Origin of the sequence: Mesorhizobium sp. M4B.F.Ca.ET.203.01.1.1 (genome assembly GCF_004791025.1) — a bacterium.
Taxonomy (GTDB): domain Bacteria; phylum Pseudomonadota; class Alphaproteobacteria; order Rhizobiales; family Rhizobiaceae; genus Mesorhizobium; species Mesorhizobium abyssinicae.
In genome coordinates this window covers 69,742-89,123 of sequence record NZ_SRUO01000019.1, presented here as the reverse complement: position 1 = coordinate 89,123, position 19,382 = coordinate 69,742, and the positions used below count along the sequence as shown (strand labels likewise).

16 protein-coding genes and 2 pseudogenes are annotated in these 19,382 nt (G+C 61.4%); 7 read left to right on the top strand and 11 right to left on the bottom strand.

All coding sequences use genetic code 11. The features are described from left to right. Positions 1 to 118: 118 nt before the first annotated feature. Positions 119 to 1,258 carry a porin gene (locus EN846_RS28850; protein ID WP_095521259.1) on the bottom strand — a complete coding sequence of 380 codons (1,140 nt, stop codon included), beginning with the start codon at positions 1,256 to 1,258 and terminating at the stop codon, positions 119 to 121. Between the two features lie 682 nt (positions 1,259 to 1,940). On the opposite strand from EN846_RS28850, the gene EN846_RS28845 reads away from it, so the two are divergent. After that, on the top strand, positions 1,941 to 2,297 hold the full coding sequence (locus tag EN846_RS28845; protein WP_091595902.1) for a hypothetical protein: 357 nt from the start codon (positions 1,941 to 1,943) through the stop codon (positions 2,295 to 2,297). Between the two features lie 495 nt (positions 2,298 to 2,792). Further along, positions 2,793 to 4,120: pseudogene (gene hemN / locus EN846_RS28840) on the top strand (oxygen-independent coproporphyrinogen III oxidase). Between the two features lie 231 nt (positions 4,121 to 4,351). Here hemN and EN846_RS28835 read toward each other — a convergent pair. The 10 genes from EN846_RS28835 to EN846_RS28790 all read right to left on the bottom strand — a co-directional run bounded on the left by EN846_RS28835 (position 4,352) and on the right by EN846_RS28790 (position 15,775). Beyond that, positions 4,352 to 5,995 carry an MFS transporter gene (locus EN846_RS28835; protein ID WP_029354881.1) on the bottom strand — a complete coding sequence of 548 codons (1,644 nt, stop codon included), beginning with the start codon at positions 5,993 to 5,995 and terminating at the stop codon, positions 4,352 to 4,354. Positions 5,996 to 6,168: 173 nt separating this feature from the next. Beyond that, on the bottom strand, positions 6,169 to 7,152 hold the full coding sequence (locus EN846_RS28830; RefSeq protein WP_091595821.1) for a beta-ketoacyl-ACP synthase III: 984 nt from the start codon (positions 7,150 to 7,152) through the stop codon (positions 6,169 to 6,171). Next, a complete protein-coding gene (locus EN846_RS28825) occupies positions 7,149 to 8,414 on the bottom strand; it encodes an adenosylmethionine--8-amino-7-oxononanoate transaminase (protein WP_091595819.1) in 1,266 nt (421 codons plus the stop codon). The genes EN846_RS28830 and EN846_RS28825 overlap by 4 nt, the downstream gene beginning before the upstream one ends. Continuing rightward, on the bottom strand, positions 8,414 to 9,049 hold the full coding sequence (bioD, locus tag EN846_RS28820; RefSeq protein WP_029354884.1) for a dethiobiotin synthase: 636 nt from the start codon (positions 9,047 to 9,049) through the stop codon (positions 8,414 to 8,416). Before bioD ends, EN846_RS28825 begins: the two co-directional genes overlap by 1 nt. Further along, the gene (locus tag EN846_RS28815) at positions 9,046 to 10,182 is read right to left on the bottom strand and encodes an 8-amino-7-oxononanoate synthase (RefSeq protein ID WP_029354886.1); all 1,137 of its coding nucleotides are present in this window, start codon (positions 10,180 to 10,182) and stop codon (positions 9,046 to 9,048) included. The genes bioD and EN846_RS28815 overlap by 4 nt, the downstream gene beginning before the upstream one ends. After that, positions 10,179 to 11,147 carry a biotin synthase BioB gene (bioB, locus tag EN846_RS28810; RefSeq protein WP_236370746.1) on the bottom strand — a complete coding sequence of 323 codons (969 nt, stop codon included), beginning with the start codon at positions 11,145 to 11,147 and terminating at the stop codon, positions 10,179 to 10,181. Before bioB ends, EN846_RS28815 begins: the two co-directional genes overlap by 4 nt. A gap of 207 nt (positions 11,148 to 11,354) precedes the next feature. After that, on the bottom strand, positions 11,355 to 12,233 hold the full coding sequence (gene nadC, locus EN846_RS28805; RefSeq protein WP_029354890.1) for a carboxylating nicotinate-nucleotide diphosphorylase: 879 nt from the start codon (positions 12,231 to 12,233) through the stop codon (positions 11,355 to 11,357). 4 nt (positions 12,234 to 12,237) lie between these two features. Further along, the gene (locus EN846_RS28800) at positions 12,238 to 13,779 is read right to left on the bottom strand and encodes an L-aspartate oxidase (protein ID WP_029354892.1); all 1,542 of its coding nucleotides are present in this window, start codon (positions 13,777 to 13,779) and stop codon (positions 12,238 to 12,240) included. Further along, positions 13,776 to 14,750 carry a quinolinate synthase NadA gene (nadA, locus tag EN846_RS28795; RefSeq protein ID WP_029354894.1) on the bottom strand — a complete coding sequence of 325 codons (975 nt, stop codon included), beginning with the start codon at positions 14,748 to 14,750 and terminating at the stop codon, positions 13,776 to 13,778. The genes EN846_RS28800 and nadA overlap by 4 nt, the downstream gene beginning before the upstream one ends. A 62-nt stretch (positions 14,751 to 14,812) precedes the next feature. After that, on the bottom strand, positions 14,813 to 15,775 hold the full coding sequence (locus tag EN846_RS28790) for a hypothetical protein (RefSeq protein WP_095521262.1): 963 nt from the start codon (positions 15,773 to 15,775) through the stop codon (positions 14,813 to 14,815). 171 nt (positions 15,776 to 15,946) lie between these two features. On the opposite strand from EN846_RS28790, the pseudogene panB reads away from it, so the two are divergent. The 5 genes and pseudogenes from panB to EN846_RS28770 all read left to right on the top strand — a co-directional run bounded on the left by panB (position 15,947) and on the right by EN846_RS28770 (position 19,230). Next, a pseudogene (gene panB, locus EN846_RS28785) lies at positions 15,947 to 16,782 on the top strand (3-methyl-2-oxobutanoate hydroxymethyltransferase). Then, positions 16,779 to 17,687: a pantoate--beta-alanine ligase gene (panC, locus tag EN846_RS28780; RefSeq protein WP_091595811.1), complete on the top strand. Its 909-nt coding sequence runs from the start codon at positions 16,779 to 16,781 to the stop codon at positions 17,685 to 17,687. Before panB ends, panC begins: the two are co-directional and overlap by 4 nt. Before the next feature lie 99 nt (positions 17,688 to 17,786). Then, positions 17,787 to 18,308 (top strand): autoinducer binding domain-containing protein, encoded by a 522-nt coding sequence (locus tag EN846_RS28775; protein WP_329609618.1) that lies wholly within the window; start codon positions 17,787 to 17,789, stop codon positions 18,306 to 18,308. Beyond that, on the top strand, positions 18,302 to 18,505 hold the full coding sequence (locus EN846_RS36550) for a helix-turn-helix transcriptional regulator (RefSeq protein WP_287324222.1): 204 nt from the start codon (positions 18,302 to 18,304) through the stop codon (positions 18,503 to 18,505). Before EN846_RS28775 ends, EN846_RS36550 begins: the two co-directional genes overlap by 7 nt. 92 nt (positions 18,506 to 18,597) lie before the next feature. Next, positions 18,598 to 19,230, top strand: coding sequence for an acyl-homoserine-lactone synthase (locus EN846_RS28770; RefSeq protein ID WP_095486082.1), 633 nt, complete (start codon positions 18,598 to 18,600; stop codon positions 19,228 to 19,230). Positions 19,231 to 19,382 lie beyond the last annotated feature (152 nt).

Sequence of the window (19,382 nt, the reverse complement as noted above, 5' to 3'; positions counted from 1 at the left end):
GTTGGTACGATGGGCCGTGGACGGTCGATGCAGACTTCAAGGATGGCGAAAGAAGCTCTCTATGCGTGCGTTGTCGAGGCAAGTGCCTTTGCCAGAGATGCTCGCGGCTGGAGAGATTTCAAAATGAGCGTTGGAAGCGGAGAATGCCGCCGACGCTGTTCGGCTTGCTCGTGCCCTTGACGGTGGTAGGGTCGGCAGGGCCGACGCCAAAGTTGCCGTAGTGGTCGTAATCGACCTCGGCTGTGACCGTGAAGCCAGGAACGACCATATAGACGACGTTTGCAGCCAAACCAGAATTCTTGAGCTGATCACTCGAGACCTGAAAGTTGAACGAAGTTTTCTCGTCAAACTCGTAGGTGGCGCCCGCCCAGAAAGCCCACTGGCCGTTCCAGATTTTGTACGAGCCGCGCACATGATTGGCGATTGCGCCGTTTGAGTCCTCGTTGAGACTGCCATTGGAACCGTAGCCGAACAGTCCAAACAGCGACAGCTGGTTTGTGACAGCGACGTCGACACGGATCTTGCCGGCCAAAGCTTCGTAGTTGCTGTCATAAGCCGCGACGCCGGTGATCGAGCCCCAGCCTTGCGTGTATTTCAAGCCGGCGACAACGTGCGGAATATAGCTGTCGATAGTACCGGCTGAGCCCGATCCTTGTTCGAGCGAAATCACGGTCGAAATGCCGTTGCCGGCGTCGAAGTAGTACTGAGCCACGTTGGTGTCGAAGCCGGCCGACCGAACGAGCATACTATCGAGAACGTTGCCAGCGTAGCTTACAAACGTATCGAAGGCCGACCCGTCCTTGCCAACTCGCAGGCCCCCCAGCTCGACCCAGGCAGAAGCCAGTGCGAGGCCGCTGTTGAAACCATAGTTCTGAGGACTGTCACGCGAGTTAGCGCTATTGCCAAAATTCACGTGGGTTTCGGTATAGGTCGTCAACGCGCCGAGCTCGGTCTGCTGGCCGCTCCAAGTTTTGAACGTGAAGCGTGTGTTGTTTCGCCAAGTGCCTTGGTCCTCGCCAGTTCTCACATCCGAGGTTCTTGCGCTGTCATACGATCGGACATCACCCAGGCCGATATCATAACGGACATAGCCGCCGATGCGCAGGCAGGTCTCGGTGTTGGGAATATAGAAATACCCCGAGCCGAGGACGTCGCAGATCTTGATGTACTCGGCCGGTTCCCGCTCGGCGCCAGCTGCTCGAACGACGGAGGCGGCGATCAGAGCAGTTAAGCCGAGAAGACGAATCTTGATGTACATGTCTAGATCTCCATGAAGGAATAAAAAGGATAGAGGCGTAAGAGCAAGCTTTACTCTAAATTTTGTGCGTGTTGTCTCCAATTTGTGGACGTAAAAGCGCTTGACATGGGAGGTTATCCAGCGTAAAAGCCACATGTACTTAGAATAGTGTTTTCTTCTAGGAGATTCATTATCGTTTATATGTGAAACACTCCGGTCAGACCGCTGCAGCCTCGGAATAGAGCAGCAAGCGACATGCCAACCTGAAGCGTAGATGCGGCCGACACCAAAATTGGGCCGACGCGCCTTCGTCTCGCTGGAATCACTTTTTTTGAGGGTCACTGCGAAAAGCAATGTGCGACACGGTTCGCCATGTTCGATATGTGACAGTCTCGTTTAACAGCGACGGCTTCCCGTCTGACCGCAACGGAGGCCGCTTCATGCGCTACCGAGAAGGATTACTGCGCGCGTGCGGTCCGCAAGGGCTGCGCCAGGAACAGAGGGCGTCCACGTCCGATGTGTCGCATGGTGGCCGAAGCACCTTTTCGCCGCTGTAAGTTCGCCGTGCAGGTACATTGCGCGGCCGATAGCGAGAAGGGATCGCACCCTGAAACGGTTGCCTAGGGCTCGCCTCGAGTAATTGGCGATGAACAGCATTCTCGAGAACTTAGTCTCGACGGAAAGAGCAACGAAAGGAAGCCGCTTGGACGAGCACGATCCGAAGGAAGAACTGATCGAGACCATTTTCCGCAACGGCACAATCACTGCCGTGGGTATCCTGCTTGCCTTTTCGCTCGGCTTCCTCACTCATTGGGCGGCGAACCCCTTGCCATGGCAACTCTACGATCTGTTCGCCGTAGTGCCGATCCTGCTCGGCATCGCACTGCAGATGAGAGCGCTGTCCATGCTGCTCGACATGAGTTCCTTGCGCCGCCCCATCTACGAACGCGCCAATCGCATTTTCATGGTCGGCCTCATCCAGACCGCGTGTGGCGTCGGGATGGCGATCTTGGTCGATCTTTTCGGGATATCGGTAGGGGGCACGCTGCCCGGCGCTTGACGACAAGCCACACCGCCGCTCATCGCTCGAAGCGACGTCAAGCTGGGGAGCCTTGTGCACCCCCTAGCGGCGCCTTCCTTTCATCAAATGAGCGGACGTCAGCTTTAGAGCGTCTCGGTGGCTAAAGCCGGTATGGTTTTTCGGCCGGCAGGGAAGGCCGCTGGCTGGACCTGGATGGCGTCTGAACGAGGCTTGACAGGTGCGTTGCGACGTTTGGCGTCGGACATGAATTTCGCATTGCAAAGTTCTTCCGCAGACGCCTCAAGCACACTGCATCGGCGTCACGTACTCAAACGTTGAATGCGGCACCGCACCATCACCTCAGGCGGACCATGGCACGCGCGCTCGGTTGATACCGTCCTCTCCAAGCGAGACTGCGACATCGCCGCCTCCGCCTTGAAAACGCGGAGAAAGCGGGACGCACTGACTTAGGTCAGAGACAGGACGAGCGCGCAACGAAAGAATGATGGATCAGCGACGTGGGACGACAGCTCCTTGCACACCTCAATCCTGACAAAGTACCGGGACCCCCGGCCGCCTTGGTATACCATCTATCCGACTGTGCCAGACTTCTCTGCGGCGGTTGGTGCTGACGATTATGAGGAATGGCTGGGGGGCCTCCCGGCCGACGAATCGGTGTCGCTCTATTTCCACATTCCGTTTTGCCGATCCATGTGCTGGTATTGCGGCTTCCCTACCGCCGTCACCCGTCGCAACGGCCCGATCCTTAATTATTTGGCGGTGCTGCGTCAGGAGATCAGTTTGGTGTCGGAGCAAGCGCGGCAAGGGCTGCCGGTGAGCGATGTGCATTTCGGCGGCGGAACGCCTCACCTTATCGGGCCAGCCGAGCACTTAGCGCTGATGGAATTTCTACGCCGCCACTTCGCTTTCAGCAAAACTGCTGCGATCGCCGTGGAGTCGATCCCCGAACGTTCACACCGGAAATGGCCGAAGCCTTGGCAGCTACCGGTGTCAACCGCGCGAGCATCGGCGTGCAGAGCTTTGATCCCGATGTGCAAAAGGCGATCAATCGGATCCAGAGTAAGGTGCAGACGGCCGCTGCCGTCGAAAATCTCCGCCGGCATGGCGTTGGCCATATCAACTTCGATCTCATCTTCGGTCTCCCGAAACAGACTGTGCAGTCCTGCATCCAGACCGCGATGGCTGCGGTCGCCATGCGCCCCAACCGGTTTGCGGTGTTCGGCTACGCGCATATTCCTTCCGTGATAAAGAATCAGCGCCTAATCGAGCAGGCAGGTCTACCGGACGGCGATGTTCGCGCCGAACAGGCTGCAGCTGTCGCCGAGACACTGGTTGGCGCCGGCTACCGGGAGATCGGGCTCGATCATTTCGCTCTGCCGGACGACGAACTCGCGCTAGCGCAGAAGACCGGGCGCCTGCGGCGTAATTCGCTGGGATACTCGGCCGATACTTGCAAAACCGTGATCGGCTTCGGCGCGTCGGCTGTTGGCCGAGTCGGCGAGGGGTACGTTCAGAACGAAGTAACACGGGATTCTTACGCCCGGCACATCGCAAGTGGACGTCTGGCGACATCAAAGGGCCACCGGCTGACCGACGATGACCGGGTGCGCGCAGCAATCATCGAGCGACTGATGTGCGATTTGGAGGCCGACGTGCCGACCATCTGTGCCGCCCACGAAATCGAACCAGCTCGTTTTCTCGATTCAGTTGAGCGTTTGGTGACGCTGGCTGAGGAGGGGATCGTGGACGTCGAAAACGGCTTCATCCGCGTGCGGCCGGAGCACCGCTTTGTTGTTCGCGCCGTTGCTGCTGCATTCGATGCTTTTCTCGCGAATCGATGAGTTGAGGCCACGACTCCGAAGGCATCAGACCTTGTTTGGCGCTCGTCGGCATGGGCTCTCGCAGAAGACTCCGCAAGCGCATGCAGGGGACTTCCACTTGACGCCGCGTTCATCATCATCTCGCCTGGGTGCGCTCGATCGCACAACTCGGAGCACGCTGCTCTCGGCGTGAGGCTGTGCTCTGCAAAGCACCGGTGATCCACCCTGTCCCTGGATAGCAGCTTGATGGCGTCATCTTGGAGGACGAGAAAAGATTGTCGAGGTACGGGTACGAATTGCCTCGGTCGTTCGTTCAATCGAAAGCACTGTCTGCGGAGGCACCTCTCCTTCATGCAGTGACAGGAGATGCTGGCCGACTTCCTTATCTGCTGCGGTGAGTCGATGATTTAGGCGGAGAAAGTCCATCCAGGTGGGGGTGCGGAATGTCTCCGTCCAAAGTGACGGTGTTTGCAGATTTCGCTGGAGCGTCCAGTTTCGTGCACCGGCACGGCTCTGGACGTGTCGCCGCGTGCGCATGTAGCCCAGAAAGGCCTCGATATTTTCCTCCGATATCAAATACTCGACCTTGGCCACGATAGGGCCACTTCTGGGTTTCAGATCGAGAGCCACGTCCGGCGGATGAAAAACTGAACTTTCTTGATCCGTTTCTTCCCAGGGACGGACCGGCAACACGATCCCCGCTGCTGCAACCAGCAACAGAGCGCCCGCGGCGCCCTCCAATGCTGAGGTCAAGGAATAGTTTTGCGCGACAGAACCCCAGATCCAGCTGCCAGCAGCCATACCGCCTGCGCTCAAGGCGTAGTAAATGGAGAGCGTGCGGCCTACAACCCACCTTGGGCTTGCCAACTGCACCGACACGTCAATGCCCGTCCAGGTGATAAGCCAACCCGCTCCGCCGAGCGCCAGCGAAATGGCCGCCACAGGAACCGACGATGTCAGGGCAAGGGAGAGGCAACAGACTGCACAAGCCACAGAGGCGAAGGCCACCAGCCTGTTTTGAGACGTGACCTTCCTCAAGAAGCCGTTGCCCATGCCCGCGATGAAAGCACCCATGCCGAAGCCGGCCAATAAGATACCGTAGACAATTGGCCCACTCTTCAACTGATCCCGGACGACGAGAGGGAGCAACGCCAGAATGGAGATGCTTGCCAATCCGAAAAGAGCTGCTCGGGCGGTCGCTGCCCTGATCTCCAAAGACATCGCCGTAAAGCGCACTCCGTCATGAATTGCCGTCGTCATTCTCTCACGAGGGAGAGGCGAAGAGCGGACCTCCCATTTGGTGCGCCATATCGCGCTTATAGGCGCCAGATCACTCACCGCAGCCAAGGCGAAAGCGGCCAGCGGCCCAAAGACGGCCAGGATCACGCCCCCTAAGGCCGGACCAACGCTGCGCACAATGTTGTATCCGACGGACATAAGCGTCACTGCGGCCGGAATGTCGCGTTTGTGAAGGATATCGCCGACCGAAGCGTGCCAGGCCGGATCATTCAAGGCAAAGCCGCAGCCGGCCAGGAAACCTAACCCGAGAATCAGCCAAGGACTGACAAATCCCAGACCCACAGAAATCATCAGCGTCATCGACGCCGATGCTATCAGGCAGTGTCCCGCAAACATCACCCACCGGCGGCTGAAGTTGTCGGCAATGGCTCCGGCGAAAACTGAGAGGAAGAACACCGGCAGTGTGGATGCGGCCTGGACGAGAGCCACCATAAGGTCGGACGCTGAAATCGTTGCCATAAGCCAACTGATGGCGACCGTTTGCACTAGCCAACCGAGGCTGGAAATCTGGGTGGCCGTCCAAATTGAGCGAAACACCTTGTTTCGAAATGGGGCGAGCGTCTTTGAAACGGGCGGTTGAGGATTTTCGCTCTGCATGAGGTTTTGCTGGCCTTCGATGAGCGCTGCGATTTGAGCAAGTGGGTCGATACTTAGACATCGCGGAGCACCGCACGGAACCCAGCTCTATGGAGCTTGCCGGCGACTATTTGCGTATTGAGCCATTCTCATAGTCTCATTCATGAGCAGTCCTATGCGCAAGCGTTGCTTTGCTAAATTCCCACGACAAGCGCGCCGCCGCTGAGACCCGCACCCGCTGCCGCCAAGAGGACTTTCTCGCCAGGCCGAAACGGCTGCGCCCGATGGGCGAGCGACAACGAGAGCGGGATCGTCGCGGCGGAAGAGTTGCCATATTCGGCGATCGTCTTGACCATCGAGTGATCTGTGATGCCGAGGTTCCTGCCGACCGCGTCGAAAATGCGAGCATTGGCCTGATGCGGCACGAAACGATCGAGGTCTTGCGGCCTCAGTCGGGCAGCAGTGAGCGCGTCTCTCGAGCAGGCGGTCATCATCTCCACGGCCTTGGCGAACACTTCGCGGCCATCGGTGATCGTCATCCGGGTCTGCTCGAGGTCGAGGCCGCCATGGAACGGATTGTTGCTTCCACCGGCAGGAATCTGGATCAGCCCGTAACGCGAGCCGTCCGAATCCACCGAAGCGCCGAGAATGCCTCGATCCGGGTCATCGCACGGACCGATCACCACCGCGCCGGCGGCATCGGCAAACAGCACGGCGCTGGCGCGCTCGGCCGGATTGATGCGGCGGCTGAGGATGTTGGCGGCAATGACAAGGCTCGCTTTGCCATGCAGGCGAGTGAACCCGTCGGCGAACATCAGCGCATAGATGAAGCCGGCGCAAGCGCCGGTCAGGTCGATCGCGCCGGCGCGACCTAGTCCCAGCCGATGTGCGACCAGGGGCGCGCTTGGCGGCAGAAGATGATCGGGTGTGGAGGTAGCGAGCAACAGCAGGCCGATGTCGCCGCGGTCGATACCGGCATTGGTCAGCGCCATGTCGCCGGCGTGCGCGGCAAGGGCCGACAGCGTGTCTTCGTCCGCTGCCCAGAAGCGCGACCGTATCCCGGTGCGCCGCTCGATCCAGCCGGGTTCAAGCCCGAGACGATCTTCGATTTCCGGATTCTCCACCTTGCGCGCGGGCGCATGATGGCCAAGCCCGAGAATGCGCGATGATCGGCTCATGGCTTTGAGCCGAAGCGTTCGCCGGCCTCCTCGATGGCGTCATAGAGCCCATCCAACTCGTTGCCGGTAATGCAATAGGGCGGCAGAAGGTACAGGACATTGCCGAGCGGGCGCACGAGCAGGCCGCGCTCAAGAAAAAAAGCGCGCAGTTTTGGCCCGATCTCGGCCAGATAACCGGCTGAGCCGGTGCGTAGGTCGAGTGCCGCGATGGTGCCGGTTGTCCGGCAATCGGTGAAGCGAGGGTTGTCGCGAAAGCGTCGAAGCCCGGCGGCCTGTCGCTCGCTCAAGGCCGCGATCCGATCGGCCACCGGCTCGTCGTGCCAGATCTCGACATTGGCAAGTGCCGCCGCGCATGCAATCGGATTGGCGGTGTAGGAGCTCGAATGGAAAAACGTCTTCTTGCGATCCTCGGAATAGTGAGCCTGGAAGATGGCATCGGTGGCGATCGTGGCGGCCAGCGGGATGGTACCACCGGTCAGACCTTTCGAGGTGCACAGGATGTCCGGCGAGACGGACGCCTGTTCGCAGGCGAACATGGTTCCGGTGCGCCCCCAGCCGGTCATCACTTCATCGGCGATCAGCAGCGTGCCGGCGGCCTCAGTGATCCTCTTCAATTCGGTCAGAACCCAGGCCGGATACATGAGCATGCCGCCGGCGCCGAGCACGAGCGGCTCGACGATCAGCGCGGCGGCGCGCCGGTCGCGGGAGAGTGCCTCGAACCGATCCAGCGTTTCCTGCTCGCGCCCGGCGGCCGGGAAGGGGATGGTGTCGACCTCGAACAGCAAGGGCTCGTAGGCGGCGTTGAACACGCCACGGGCGCCGACGCTCATCGCCCCGATCGTGTCACCATGATAGCTGTGCTCCATGACGACGATGCGCGAACGCGGCGCGCCGATGTTGCGGAAATAGCCGAGCGCCATCTTCAGCGCGACTTCGATTGAGGTCGAGCCACTGTCGGAATAGAACACCCGGTCAAGGCCGGCGGGTGCGAGGCCGACAAGCGCCTCGGCCAGGCGCTCGGCCGGCTCGTGGGTGAAGCCCGCGAAGATGATCTGGTCGAGGTTCGACGCGGTCGTCTCGATGGCCTTCATGATGCGGGGGTGGCGGTGGCCATGAGTGACGACCCACCAGGAAGAAATCGCATCCAGGATGCGGGAGCCGTCGGCCTTGTGGAGATAGGCGCCTTCAGTCAGCACGATTTCAGGGATCGAGGGCTCTAGCGCGTGCTGCGTGAACGGATGCCAGACTCGAGACTGCGCCATCAGTCGCCTCCGGCAATCATGGCCAGGTCGAAGCCGGAAATCATTGCATCTCTCAACGTTTCACCCGTCAGCGGACCGAGGTGCGGCAGCCTGCCGAGCTGCGGCACGCCGCCGAATTCCACGATTGTCCTTTGCGTATCGGCCACCTCTTCGCCCATGAAGGCAATGCCGATGAGCGGGATGGAGCGGGCTCTCAGGGCCTCGATCGACAACAGCGTATGATTGATGGTGCCGAGCGCGGTGCGGGCGCACAGTATGACCGGCAGCCGCCATTGTTCGAATATGTCAATGAACCTTGTCTGTCGATTGAGCGGCACCATCAGCCCGCCGGCGCCTTCGATGACGAGCGGTGTCGGCAGGACCGGAAATGAAAGATCGTCGGCCTCGATCGCGACGCCGTCGATTTCGGCTGATCGATGCGGCGACAGCGGCATCGTCAGTCGATAGACTTCGGGCAGCACGCGTCCGTCGGGCAAGCCGGAAAGCCGGGCGACGACCTCGCTGTCAGTCTCCTCGTCGAGGCCCGATTGCACCGGCTTCCAGTAGAAGCCGTCGAGCAGCCCGGCAAGTCCGGCCGAAAATACTGTCTTGCCAATTCCGGTGTCTGTTCCGGTGACGACGATGCGTTTGGTCATGCTGTGGCCAACACCTCAACGAGAGCCTCGACCATGGCGGAAATGTCGGTCTCGTCGACGTTGAGCGTCAGCGAAATGCGCAGGCGCGATGTGCCCTCGGGCACCGTCGGCGGACGTATGCCGCGTATGTCGAAGCCGCGTGCCTGCAGGGCCGCCGCCACCGCCATGGTGCGCCCAACGCCGATGACAAATGGCTGGATCTGCGAGCCGCTGGGTACGACGCCGCAGCGCTCGGCCAATTGGCGGCCGGCGCAGGCAACGCGTTCCTGCAGCTGAGCGCGGCGCATGGGCTCGTCGGACAGAATAGTCAGCGCTTCGCGCGCCGCGACCGCCATCAGCGGCGAGGGCGCGGTGGCGTAGATGAACGGCCGGCACCGGTTGACGAGATAATCGCACAGTGTCCTCGGCCCGGTGACGAGTGCACCGGATGCGCCGAGCGCCTTGCCGCATGAGTGGAGCGTGACGATGTTGTCGCGGCCTTGGCACGCGGCGGCCAGTCCCCGGCCGTCCGGTCCCCAGATGCCGGTGGCATGCGCTTCATCGACGACGATGAATGCCTGGTGCCGATCGGCCATCGCGACCAGGCTCTCCATCGGCGCGCGGTCGCCATCCATGCTGTAAAGGCTTTCGACGGCGATCCACACGCGCCCCGTGCCGCCTTCGGCGCGCCAGCGGGTGATTGCGTCCTCGACAGCGTCGACGTCGTTGTGCGCGGCCAGCTTGAACTCGGCGCGCCCGGCCTGCGCGCCCTCATGCATGCTGGCATGGGCGAGTTCGTCGAGGACCAGCAGGTCGCCTTTCTGCGGCAGCGCGGTCAACAGGGCGAAGTTGGCGATGTAGCCGCTGCCAAAGAACAGCGCACGGTCGGCGCCGAAGAATGCCGCGGCGTCCGCCTCCAGTTGCTCATGTTCCGGTGCGTTGCCGCGCAACAGCCGCGACCCGGTGGCGCCAACCGGCGTGCCCCGCGCAATCGCCGCCGCAACCGCTTCGCCAAGTCTTTTGGAGGCGGCAAGTCCGAGATAGTCGTTCGACGAGAAGTCGAGACCGGCGCGCGGTGCGAGCGTCCGCAACCGGTCCTTGCGCGCCAGTCCGCGCAAGGATGCGTCATAGCGGGCAAGAATTGCCTCGTTCATTGCGTGGCGAGTTCCATCGGCTCGATGCCGAGACGCTGGAACAGAAGGCTATCCTTGTCCTCGCCGGGATTGTCCGCCGTCAGCAGCGTGTCGCCGACAAAGATCGAGTTAGCGCCGGCAAAGAAGCACAACGCCTGCGTTTCGTCGCTCATCGCCGTCCTGCCGGCGGACAGCCTTACACAGGATTTCGGCATCATCACCCGCGCGAGCGCAACGATGCGGACGAAATCGATCGGATCGATGGCGTCGGCCGCGGCAAGCGGCGTGCCTTCGATGGGAATAAGCATGTTGATCGGCACGCTTTCCGGCGGCTCGGGCAGGTTCGCGAGCGTGACCAGCATGTCGATGCGATCGGTCTTTTCTTCTCCCATCCCGACGATGCCGCCGCAGCAGACTTTCATCCCAACCGCGCGCACGTGCCCAAGCGTTTCCAGCCGGTCGGCAAAAGTCCTGGTTGAAATAACCTCGCCATAGTAGCGCTCAGAGGTATCGATGTTGTGGTTATAGTAGTCGAGACCGGCCTGCTTCAGGCGAGCAGCTTGCTCAAGATCGAGCATGCCGAGCGTCATGCAGGTCTCCATGCCGAGCGCCTTGACGCCCTCGATCATGGCGACCACAACGTCCATGTCGCGCTCCTTGGGACTTCGCCACGCTGCGCCCATGCAATAGCGCGTTGCGCCGCCATCACGCGCCTTGGCCGCTTCGTCGATGACATGCTTGACGTTCATCAGCTTCGACGCCTTCACCCCGGTTTCGTAATGCGCAGACTGGCTGCAATAGCCGCAATCTTCGGGGCAGCCGCCGGTCTTGATGCTAAGGAGCCGCGACAGCTGCACTCGGTTTCGATCGAAGTTCTGGCGGTGGATCGTCTGAGCTAGGAACAGCAGATCGTTGAATGGCATGCCGTAGATGGCCTCAGCCTCTTTGCGGTTCCATCGCGGAGGCGTTCCATCGACCGATTGCATGGTCTGGTTCACGTCGAACTCCGAGTTCATTCCAACCGTCATCGTCAAACCTTTGTTGCTAGTCCGGTACGCCTTCAGGAGTCTGTCGACCGGCAAGCTCGGTCCGACTTGGCTTTGGAGCGCACTCGCTAAAAGGCGAGCTGCGGCACGTCTTTCCACCGCCTTCCTACGCCTGCCGAGCTGATGTTGCTCCTCATGCCGTAATCCTCAGTTCAAATGCTTGCAGATGTTCTGGTGGTCCGGCATGTCCAGGCCGATGTCGAGGATCGGGGCGCTGTGCGTCAGCCATCCCATGGAGATGAGATCGACACCGGTCGCCGCAATCGCCGCCGCCGTTTTCGGCGTCACCCGACCGGAAGCCTCGGTGATCGTACGGCCACCCACTATAGAAACCGCGCGGGCAAGATCCTCGACCGACATATTGTCGAGCAGCACCGCGTCAACACCAATCGCGAGCGCTGCATCGAGCTGCTTCAGCGTGTCGACCTCAACCTCGACCTTCACCATATGCCCTGCGGCGGCGCGCGCCCGCTCTATTGCTGTGCGGATATCGCCGGCGATCGCGATGTGATTGTCCTTTATGAGCACGCCGTCATCGAGGCCGAAGCGGTGATTGGCACCGCCGCCGACGCGCACGGCGTATTTTTCCAATACCCGCAGGCCGGGCGTCGTCTTTCGCGTCGATACGATCCTCGCCTTGTGACCGCGCACGGCCTCAACCATCGCCGCTGTGGCAGTGGCAATGCCGCTCAGCCGGCACAAGAAATTGAGGGCAGTGCGTTCGGCCGTGAGCAGGCCTCGCGCGGGTCCGGACAATCTTGCAATGGTTTCCCCGGCCCCGACATCGCTGCCATCAGGGCGCCAGATCTGGATGTTGATCGCCGGTTCCACGAGCAGGAAGGCGTACGAGACCAGATCGAGCCCGGCAACGACGCCCGCCTGCCTCGATTTGAGCACCAACGTGGCAGTGCAATCATGCGGGATAACCGCATCGCTGGTCAGGTCGCCGCATCTGCCCAGGTCTTCGAGGAGCGCACCGCGCACAATCGGTTCGATCAGGGTCGCGGGGAGGGGGGAGAATGAAATCACATCAGGTGCTCCGTATGGTAGCCCGGCAATCGAGTGCGGCCGCGGCCCGCATTGCGCTGTGCAGTGTCAGCCGTGATGGGCGCGCGTCGGCATCGTGGAGCGGGAAATCGGACCGACAGTGCGCGCCTCGACTCTCTTCCCGCCCCAGGGCCGCCACGGCGATCATCAGTGAGACCAAAGCCGGACCAGAGGCAGCGACATTGTCAGCTGCGATCGGCAGCAGGGTCGCCACCGCTTCGCGCATTGCCTCGCCGTCGCGGATGATACCCAGGGCGGCGGAGACAATTGGGCGGACCGCGGAAGCGTCTGGTCGTGGAGGGACGAATGTGGAGCATCTGCGCGGTCGCCGGGTATACGACGTGCCGGCAACGCTTTCGGCAACCCAGCTCGCGGTGACCGCCGCTTCGGTGAGCGAGTTGCTGGCCAGGCGGTTGGCGCCGTGCAGGCCGGTACAGGCGACCTCACCGCAGGCCCACAATCCCTCGATGGAGCTGCGGCCGGCGCTGTCTACGGCGACGCCGCCCATGTGATAATGTGCCGCCGGGCGCACCGGGATCGGGTCGGTCGCGGGGTCGACCCCTGCGCTCCGGCACAATTCGGCGATGCCTGGAAAACGCTTGCCAAATCTCGGGCCGAGACTTTGCCGTGCATCCAGGAATACGCGGCGTCCAACGGCAAGCTGGTGCCAAATGGCGCGCGCGACGACGTCGCGAGGCGCAAGTTCACCGCCAGGTGTGTCAGCGAGGAAGCGCTCTCCTCGCTCATCGATGAGCACCGCGCCTTCGCCACGCACGGCTTCGCTCACCAGCGGCATCGGCCGGCGCGGACCGTCGAGCGCAGTTGGATGGAACTGTATGAATTCCAAGTCGGCGAGTTCCGCCCCCGCCCATGCGGCGAGCGCCAGCCCGTGACCCCATGAGCCAGCGGGGTTTGTCGTATCGCAAAACAGCCCGCCGACGCCGCCGGTCGCCAGCACCGCGCGACGCGTGGGCAGAGCGAGCGCGCCGGCTCGTCCTGCGGCGACCACGGCGATGACCGACCCGTCCTGCACGACCAGCCGGCGGACCTCCACATTTTCGATAGTGGTGATCGAGGCTGTACGCCGAACCGCGGCGATGAGCACGCGCACCAACTCGCGACCGGTGGCGTCGCCGGCTGCATGCACAATCCGCCGTCGCGAGTGTGCCGCCTCGAGCCCAAGTCGCAACGCGCGGTCAGGGTGCTGGTCGAAGGCGACGCCGAACCTTTGGATCGTCCTAATCGCTTCGGGTGCAGCTCGGACCACTCGCCGCACCGTGGCCTCGTCGCAGAGTCCGTCGCCGGCAGCTATCGTGTCGCAAAGGTGAAAATCCGGGCCGTCGTCGCCGCCGAGACTTGCCGCAAGACCGCCCTGGGCAAGCTCACTGCAGGCTCCGGTTCCAAGCGGCGCGTTGGTCAAAAGCACGACCGGTTCCGGCGCCAGATGAAGCGCCGTCATCAGGCCGGCAATGCCGCCGCCGATGACGACCGGCGCCCCGGCGATGTCGCGAACCTCCAGGCTCATAGGGAAAGCATGCGCTCGACCGCGCGGCGGGCGGGGCCGGCAATTTCCGGATCAATCCGGACCTCATGCCGGTTCTGCTCGAGCGCGGCGCGAATGTTGGCCAGGTTGATGCGCTTCATGTGCGGGCACAGGTTGCATGGGCGAACGAACTCGACGTCGGGATGCGCGACCGCGACGTTGTCGCTCATCGAACATTCGGTCAGAAGGACGACACGCGTCGGTTTCTCCCGCTCGACATAATCCGACATCGCTGCGGTCGAGCCGGAGAACTCCGCCTCCGCGACAACGTCTGGTGGGCATTCTGGATGGGCCAGCACGATGACGCCTGGATGGGCATCGCGCAGTTCCCGAATGTCTGCTGCGGTGAAGCGCTCATGCACCTCGCAATGGCCTTTCCAGGCGATGATCTCGACGTCTGTATCGGCTGCCACGTTCCTCGCCAGATATTCGTCCGGCAGCATCAGCACACGCGCCACGCCAAGCGATTCCACCACCGCCTTCGCGTTGCCGGACGTGCAGCAGATGTCGGACTCCGCTTTTACGGCGGCCGATGTGTTGACGTAAGTAACAACGGGGACCCCCGGATACCGCAGCCGCATTAACCGCACGTCGTCTGCCGTGATCGATTCGGCCAGCGAGCAGCCGGCGCTGAGATCCGGGATGAGCACGGTCTTGTTCGGATTGAGCAGTTTTGCCGTCTCGGCCATGAAATGAACGCCGGCAACCACGATGATGTCGGCGTCGACCGTCACCGCCTTGTGGGCCAACGCCAGGCTGTCGCCGACGATGTCTGCCACGCAATGAAAAATTTCGGGCGTCTGGTAATTGTGCGCCAGCACCACCGCATTGCGCTCACGCTTCAGCGCTAAGATGGCTTCAATATCGCCGGCGAACGCGAGCCATTCAACGGGAGGGATCACCCGCCGGACACGCTCATACAGGGACGCAGCCATAGGTAACGCCCCAGCCATTGACGCCTCGATTATATTCGGTTTGACAATAAGGGAATATGTCTACCTTGACTATAAGTATGTCAAGCCCGCGCCAGCGGTAATTTTGTCCCGGCGATAGCCCTGTCGTCGAGAACGGCATGGCGGAAGCGATAAAGCTTCGCCGGTCGGCCGCCCGTGTCGAGGGAGGTCTCCCCAGTCTCCTCAACAAGATCCTGCTGCTCGACCAGTCTCCGGAAGTTGGGCTTGTTGATGAGCCTGCCAGCCAGAGCTTCCACGGTTCGCTGCAGTTGCAGCAGCGTGAAGGAAGGCCGCATAAGCTCGAACACGACCGGCCGGTATTTGATCTTCGAACGCAGCCGCGCAATCCCGGTTGCCAGAATGCGACGGTGGTCAGCGACCATTGGTTTGCCAGCCGCGGCCGCAATCGCGTCCCTGCCGCCACCGGCCTCTTCAATCAGAGCAGCTTCATAGAGCAACTCGTAGCGTTGGAGCGTGAGTTCCTCGTTCCAATGGCGGTCGTCGAAGCCGAAGGCTATCGCAGCGCGCTGCCGGCGCTCGCGTTGAGTGGTCGGCTCGCTGGCGCTGCCGGCCCACTCAATCAGGCGGGGCCGCAATCTATCGAGCAGCACAGGCGGCGTGCCGAAGCGGTGGTCCTCCCAGGGAAAATATTCGTACCAACTTTGCCAGCCGCACGCGGTCAAGTTCGTTGCCTGTTCCTTCCTGGTCAATGCGAGATAGCTGATTGAGATGACGCGCTGGTGGCGCTCAGTGCCGATGCGATCGCGATCGGCGAAGGTGTAGAGTTGCTCGATGTATCCCAGTGCATGGCCAGTCTGCTGCTCCACCCACCCCCTCAAACCCGACTGCAGCGATCGATGCTCAAGCGCAAAAGGTCCAGAAGGGAGGGTGTCCGCATGACCGACGGTGAGGACACAGGGCTCACTGTCGTTAACGGCGACCACGACGGCAGTCAGGTCCACTTTGGCTTCGTCAGCTTTGACGGCGGCTTTGCCTTTCTTGGTTCTTCTTGTCTGAGGATCCATGTTTGCGAAAGTGGGTTGGCCCAACGGAGCGCCTTAATCGATTGAATGTACCCTTGGCAGCCAGCACGTCAACACCGTACTACTCAAGCACTGTTTTTAGCTCTTCGCAGTCGCACAAAAATATGCCAAACGCGACCCCGCTGTTGGTAACGTAAGGGAAGGGGGCGTCGGTTGAGCGCGGCTGGTGAGATAAAAGGGATTAACCCTCCAGATATTCGAAGCGAAAAGGCCAAACGCCACTTGTATGCTTGACGGCCTACACCACGCCGGTCGCGAGGCTACTCGATCGCCACTGCGACATCGTTCTTGTCGGCGACAGCGTCGGCATGGTGCTGCACGGCCTGTCGTCGACGCTGGGCGTCACGCTCGACATGATGATCATGCACGGACAGGCCGTTCGCCGCGGCCTTGAACACGCGCTGATGGTCGTCGACCTGCCCTTCGGTTCCTACGAGGAAAGCCCAGAGCACGCTTTCGGCAACGCTGCGCGCGTGATGGGTGAGACCGGTTGTTCAGCGGTGAAGCTCGAGGGCGGCGAGACCATCGCGGAAACCATCCGCTTCCTTACCGCGCGCGGCGTACCTGTCATGGCCCATGTGGGGCTGACGCCGCAGGCGGTAAACACGTTCGGAGGCTATCGTGTGCAGGGCCGGGGAGCCGATGCAGAGCGGATCAGGCGCGACGCCAGGGCGGTAACCGAGGCGGGCGCCTTCTCCTTGGTGCTCGAAAAGATACCGGAGCAGCTTGCACGGCAGATAACCGCCGATATCGACATACCCACCATCGGCATCGGTGCCTCGCCAGCTTGCGACGGCCAGATTCTGGTGAGCGACGATATGCTCGGGCTCTTCACCTCATTTCGGCCGAAGTTCGTCAAACGCTATGCCGAGCTCGGTGAGCAGGCTGAGGCGGCAATCGCCGCTTACGCCACCGATGTGCGGAACCGGCACTTTCCGGCGGTCGAACATCTCTATGTCAACGCCTTGAAGGCCGGAGACTTCACATGAGCGTGCCGATCGCTCGAACCGTGAGCGAGCTGCGCGCCGTCGTTGCGCAATGGCGTCGCTCGGGTGCCACGATCGGTATTGTGCCGACCATGGGAGCCTTGCACGACGGGCATCTGAGCCTTGTGCGGAAGGCGCTTGAAAGGGCCGAGCGGGTGATCGTGACGCTGTTCGTAAACCCCAAGCAGTTCAACAGCCCCGCCGACCTGATTGCCTATCCTCGGACGGAAAGCGAAGATGCTGCCAAGCTCGCGCCGCTGGGCACGCATCTGCTCTATGTGCCGGACGCAGAGGAAATGTACCCGGCGGGCTTCGCCACGGTCGTTTCAGTGTCCGGCATCAGCGAATGCCTGTGCGGCGCATTCCGGCCCGGCCATTTCAATGGCGTGGCGACGGTCGTGGCCAAGCTCTTCCTGCAGGCCGGCGCTGACTTCGCCTTTTTTGGCGAAAAGGATTTTCAGCAACTTCAGCTTGTCAGGCGCTTGGTCCGGGACCTCGACATTCCGATCACTATTGTGCCCTGTCCGACAGTCCGCGAAGCCGATGGTCTTGCGCTATCGTCGCGTAACGTGCGGCTCTCCCCAGCCCAACGCGCCATTGCCCCAAAACTAGCATCGGTCCTGCTCGATACGGCCGAGCGGCTTGCACGCGGCTCTCCCATCCTGCCTACGCTTGATGAAGCGCGTGCAACAATTCTGGCTGCCGGCTATCGCGAGCTCGAATACCTGGAGCTTCGCGGAGAAACAGACCTGCAATCGTTAGCAAGCCTTGACCGACCGGCACGCTTGCTTGCTGCGGCTTGGCTTGGCGACACGCGGCTCATCGATAACGTCGCAATATCACCCATCGGTAGTTGGTCAGGTGCGCGGAGCTCTCTCCAATCGGAAGCAGCACAGCAATTGCGGTGATGACGGCGGCGCGTCGTACGCCCTGCAGGGACAGGCCATCATTTAGAACCACGTCTCCGCCCGGCTTCCAGCAACCTCCGCGAGGTACGCAAAGCGCAGATGCATCGCGTATTTGAAACCTTGGTCGAGCAACTCTCTGCAAGCGTCGATGCCGTCGATCTCCATGAGGCAATGGCGTCCGCCGCAGCCGGGTTCGACTTTCCGTTCTTCGCTTATTTCACCTACCCATCCGCTTCCGGCGACACGCCGCGATTGATCTCGAATTATCCATCATCATGGACATCACATTACCTGCAACTGCGCTACCACAGCGTGGATCCCGTGATCCTGCGGGGACTGCGAGGCTGGGATACCTTCGACTGGGGTGTGGACCGCGATCACCGTTATTTGCCGACCTCGCAGCAGGAAGTCCTGGAAAAAGCAGCTGAGTTCGGCATTCGCGGCGGACTGACCATGTCGATGCATGATCATCGCGGCCGGTTCGCCGCACTGACCTTCGCCTCCAACGAGGCGCATCCGCCACTTTTGAGGTCGCTGACGCGCTACGAAAAAGCAATGCAGTTGGTTGCGATCAACGTTATATCCATGCCCGGCGCAGGCTCGCCGAAGATTGCGTGGTAGATGGCATAACGCTCACCCCGCGGGAGTTCGAGTGCCTGAAATGGGCGGCGTGCGGCAAGTCGGCCTGGGATATCAGCCAGATTCTCGGTGTCTCGAAACGCACCGTGACCTTCCATCAGGAAAACGCCAAGGCGAAGCTTGGCGTGCGAACCATCAACCAGGCCATAGTGCGGATGGCTGCTCGGGCGAGATCCTGATCCTCTCCAAGGCTAGCTGTAAAGGTCTACAGGCTGCATTCATGACGGCTTTGCCCTTCGATTGCGTGGACACATCCCGCACGGAGACGACAATGATGCAGCTGATAACACCCGACTGCTACGCCGAGTTCGCGAGCGAACTCAGGGAAATGCACGGGCTTAGGTATCGGGTTTTCAAGAAGCGGCTCGATTGGGAAGTGCAGACCGAAGGCGAAATGGAAACGGACCCGTTTGACAGCCTGAACCCCGTCTACCTACTTCTCAAGGGGTCCGATTGGCGAACTTGCGGCTGCGTCCGCCTTTTGCCGACCACCGGACCGACTATGTTGCGCGATACGTTTCCGGCGCTGCTGGATGAGATGGTGGTCCCTGCGAGTGCCGATATCTGGGAGAGTAGTCGTTTCGCGCTCGATCTCCCTGCGACAGCGCCGAAGGCTGCTGGCGGCCTGGCACAAGCAACCTACGAGCTCTTCGCGGGCATCATCGAATTCGGCTTGGCCAACAATCTCTCCGGGATCGTAACGGTGACAGATACGCGCATCGAAAGGATCCTTCGTCTCGCGACCTGGCCGTTGTCACGTATCGGACAGCCCCAGCAGGTCGGCAACACCGAGGCAGTCGCCGGCTTCCTCGAGATTTCCTACGCCAGTCTCTTGCGCATCCGCTGGAGGGGACGCCTGAACGGGCCGGTGTTGTGGCAACCAGTTCTCATCCAATCGGCATAGCGCCTGCGGATGCTCAGCCGTGACCTGGGTTAAGTCTGCTCACGGCCGCCACCGCCCGCCGTCAAGCTGAGCGGACCCGGCCCCACGAGCATTCGACTGTTCCGGTCGATCGACTCGCGCGGCCGGACTTCGGATTTCCGTAGGCGCAACCC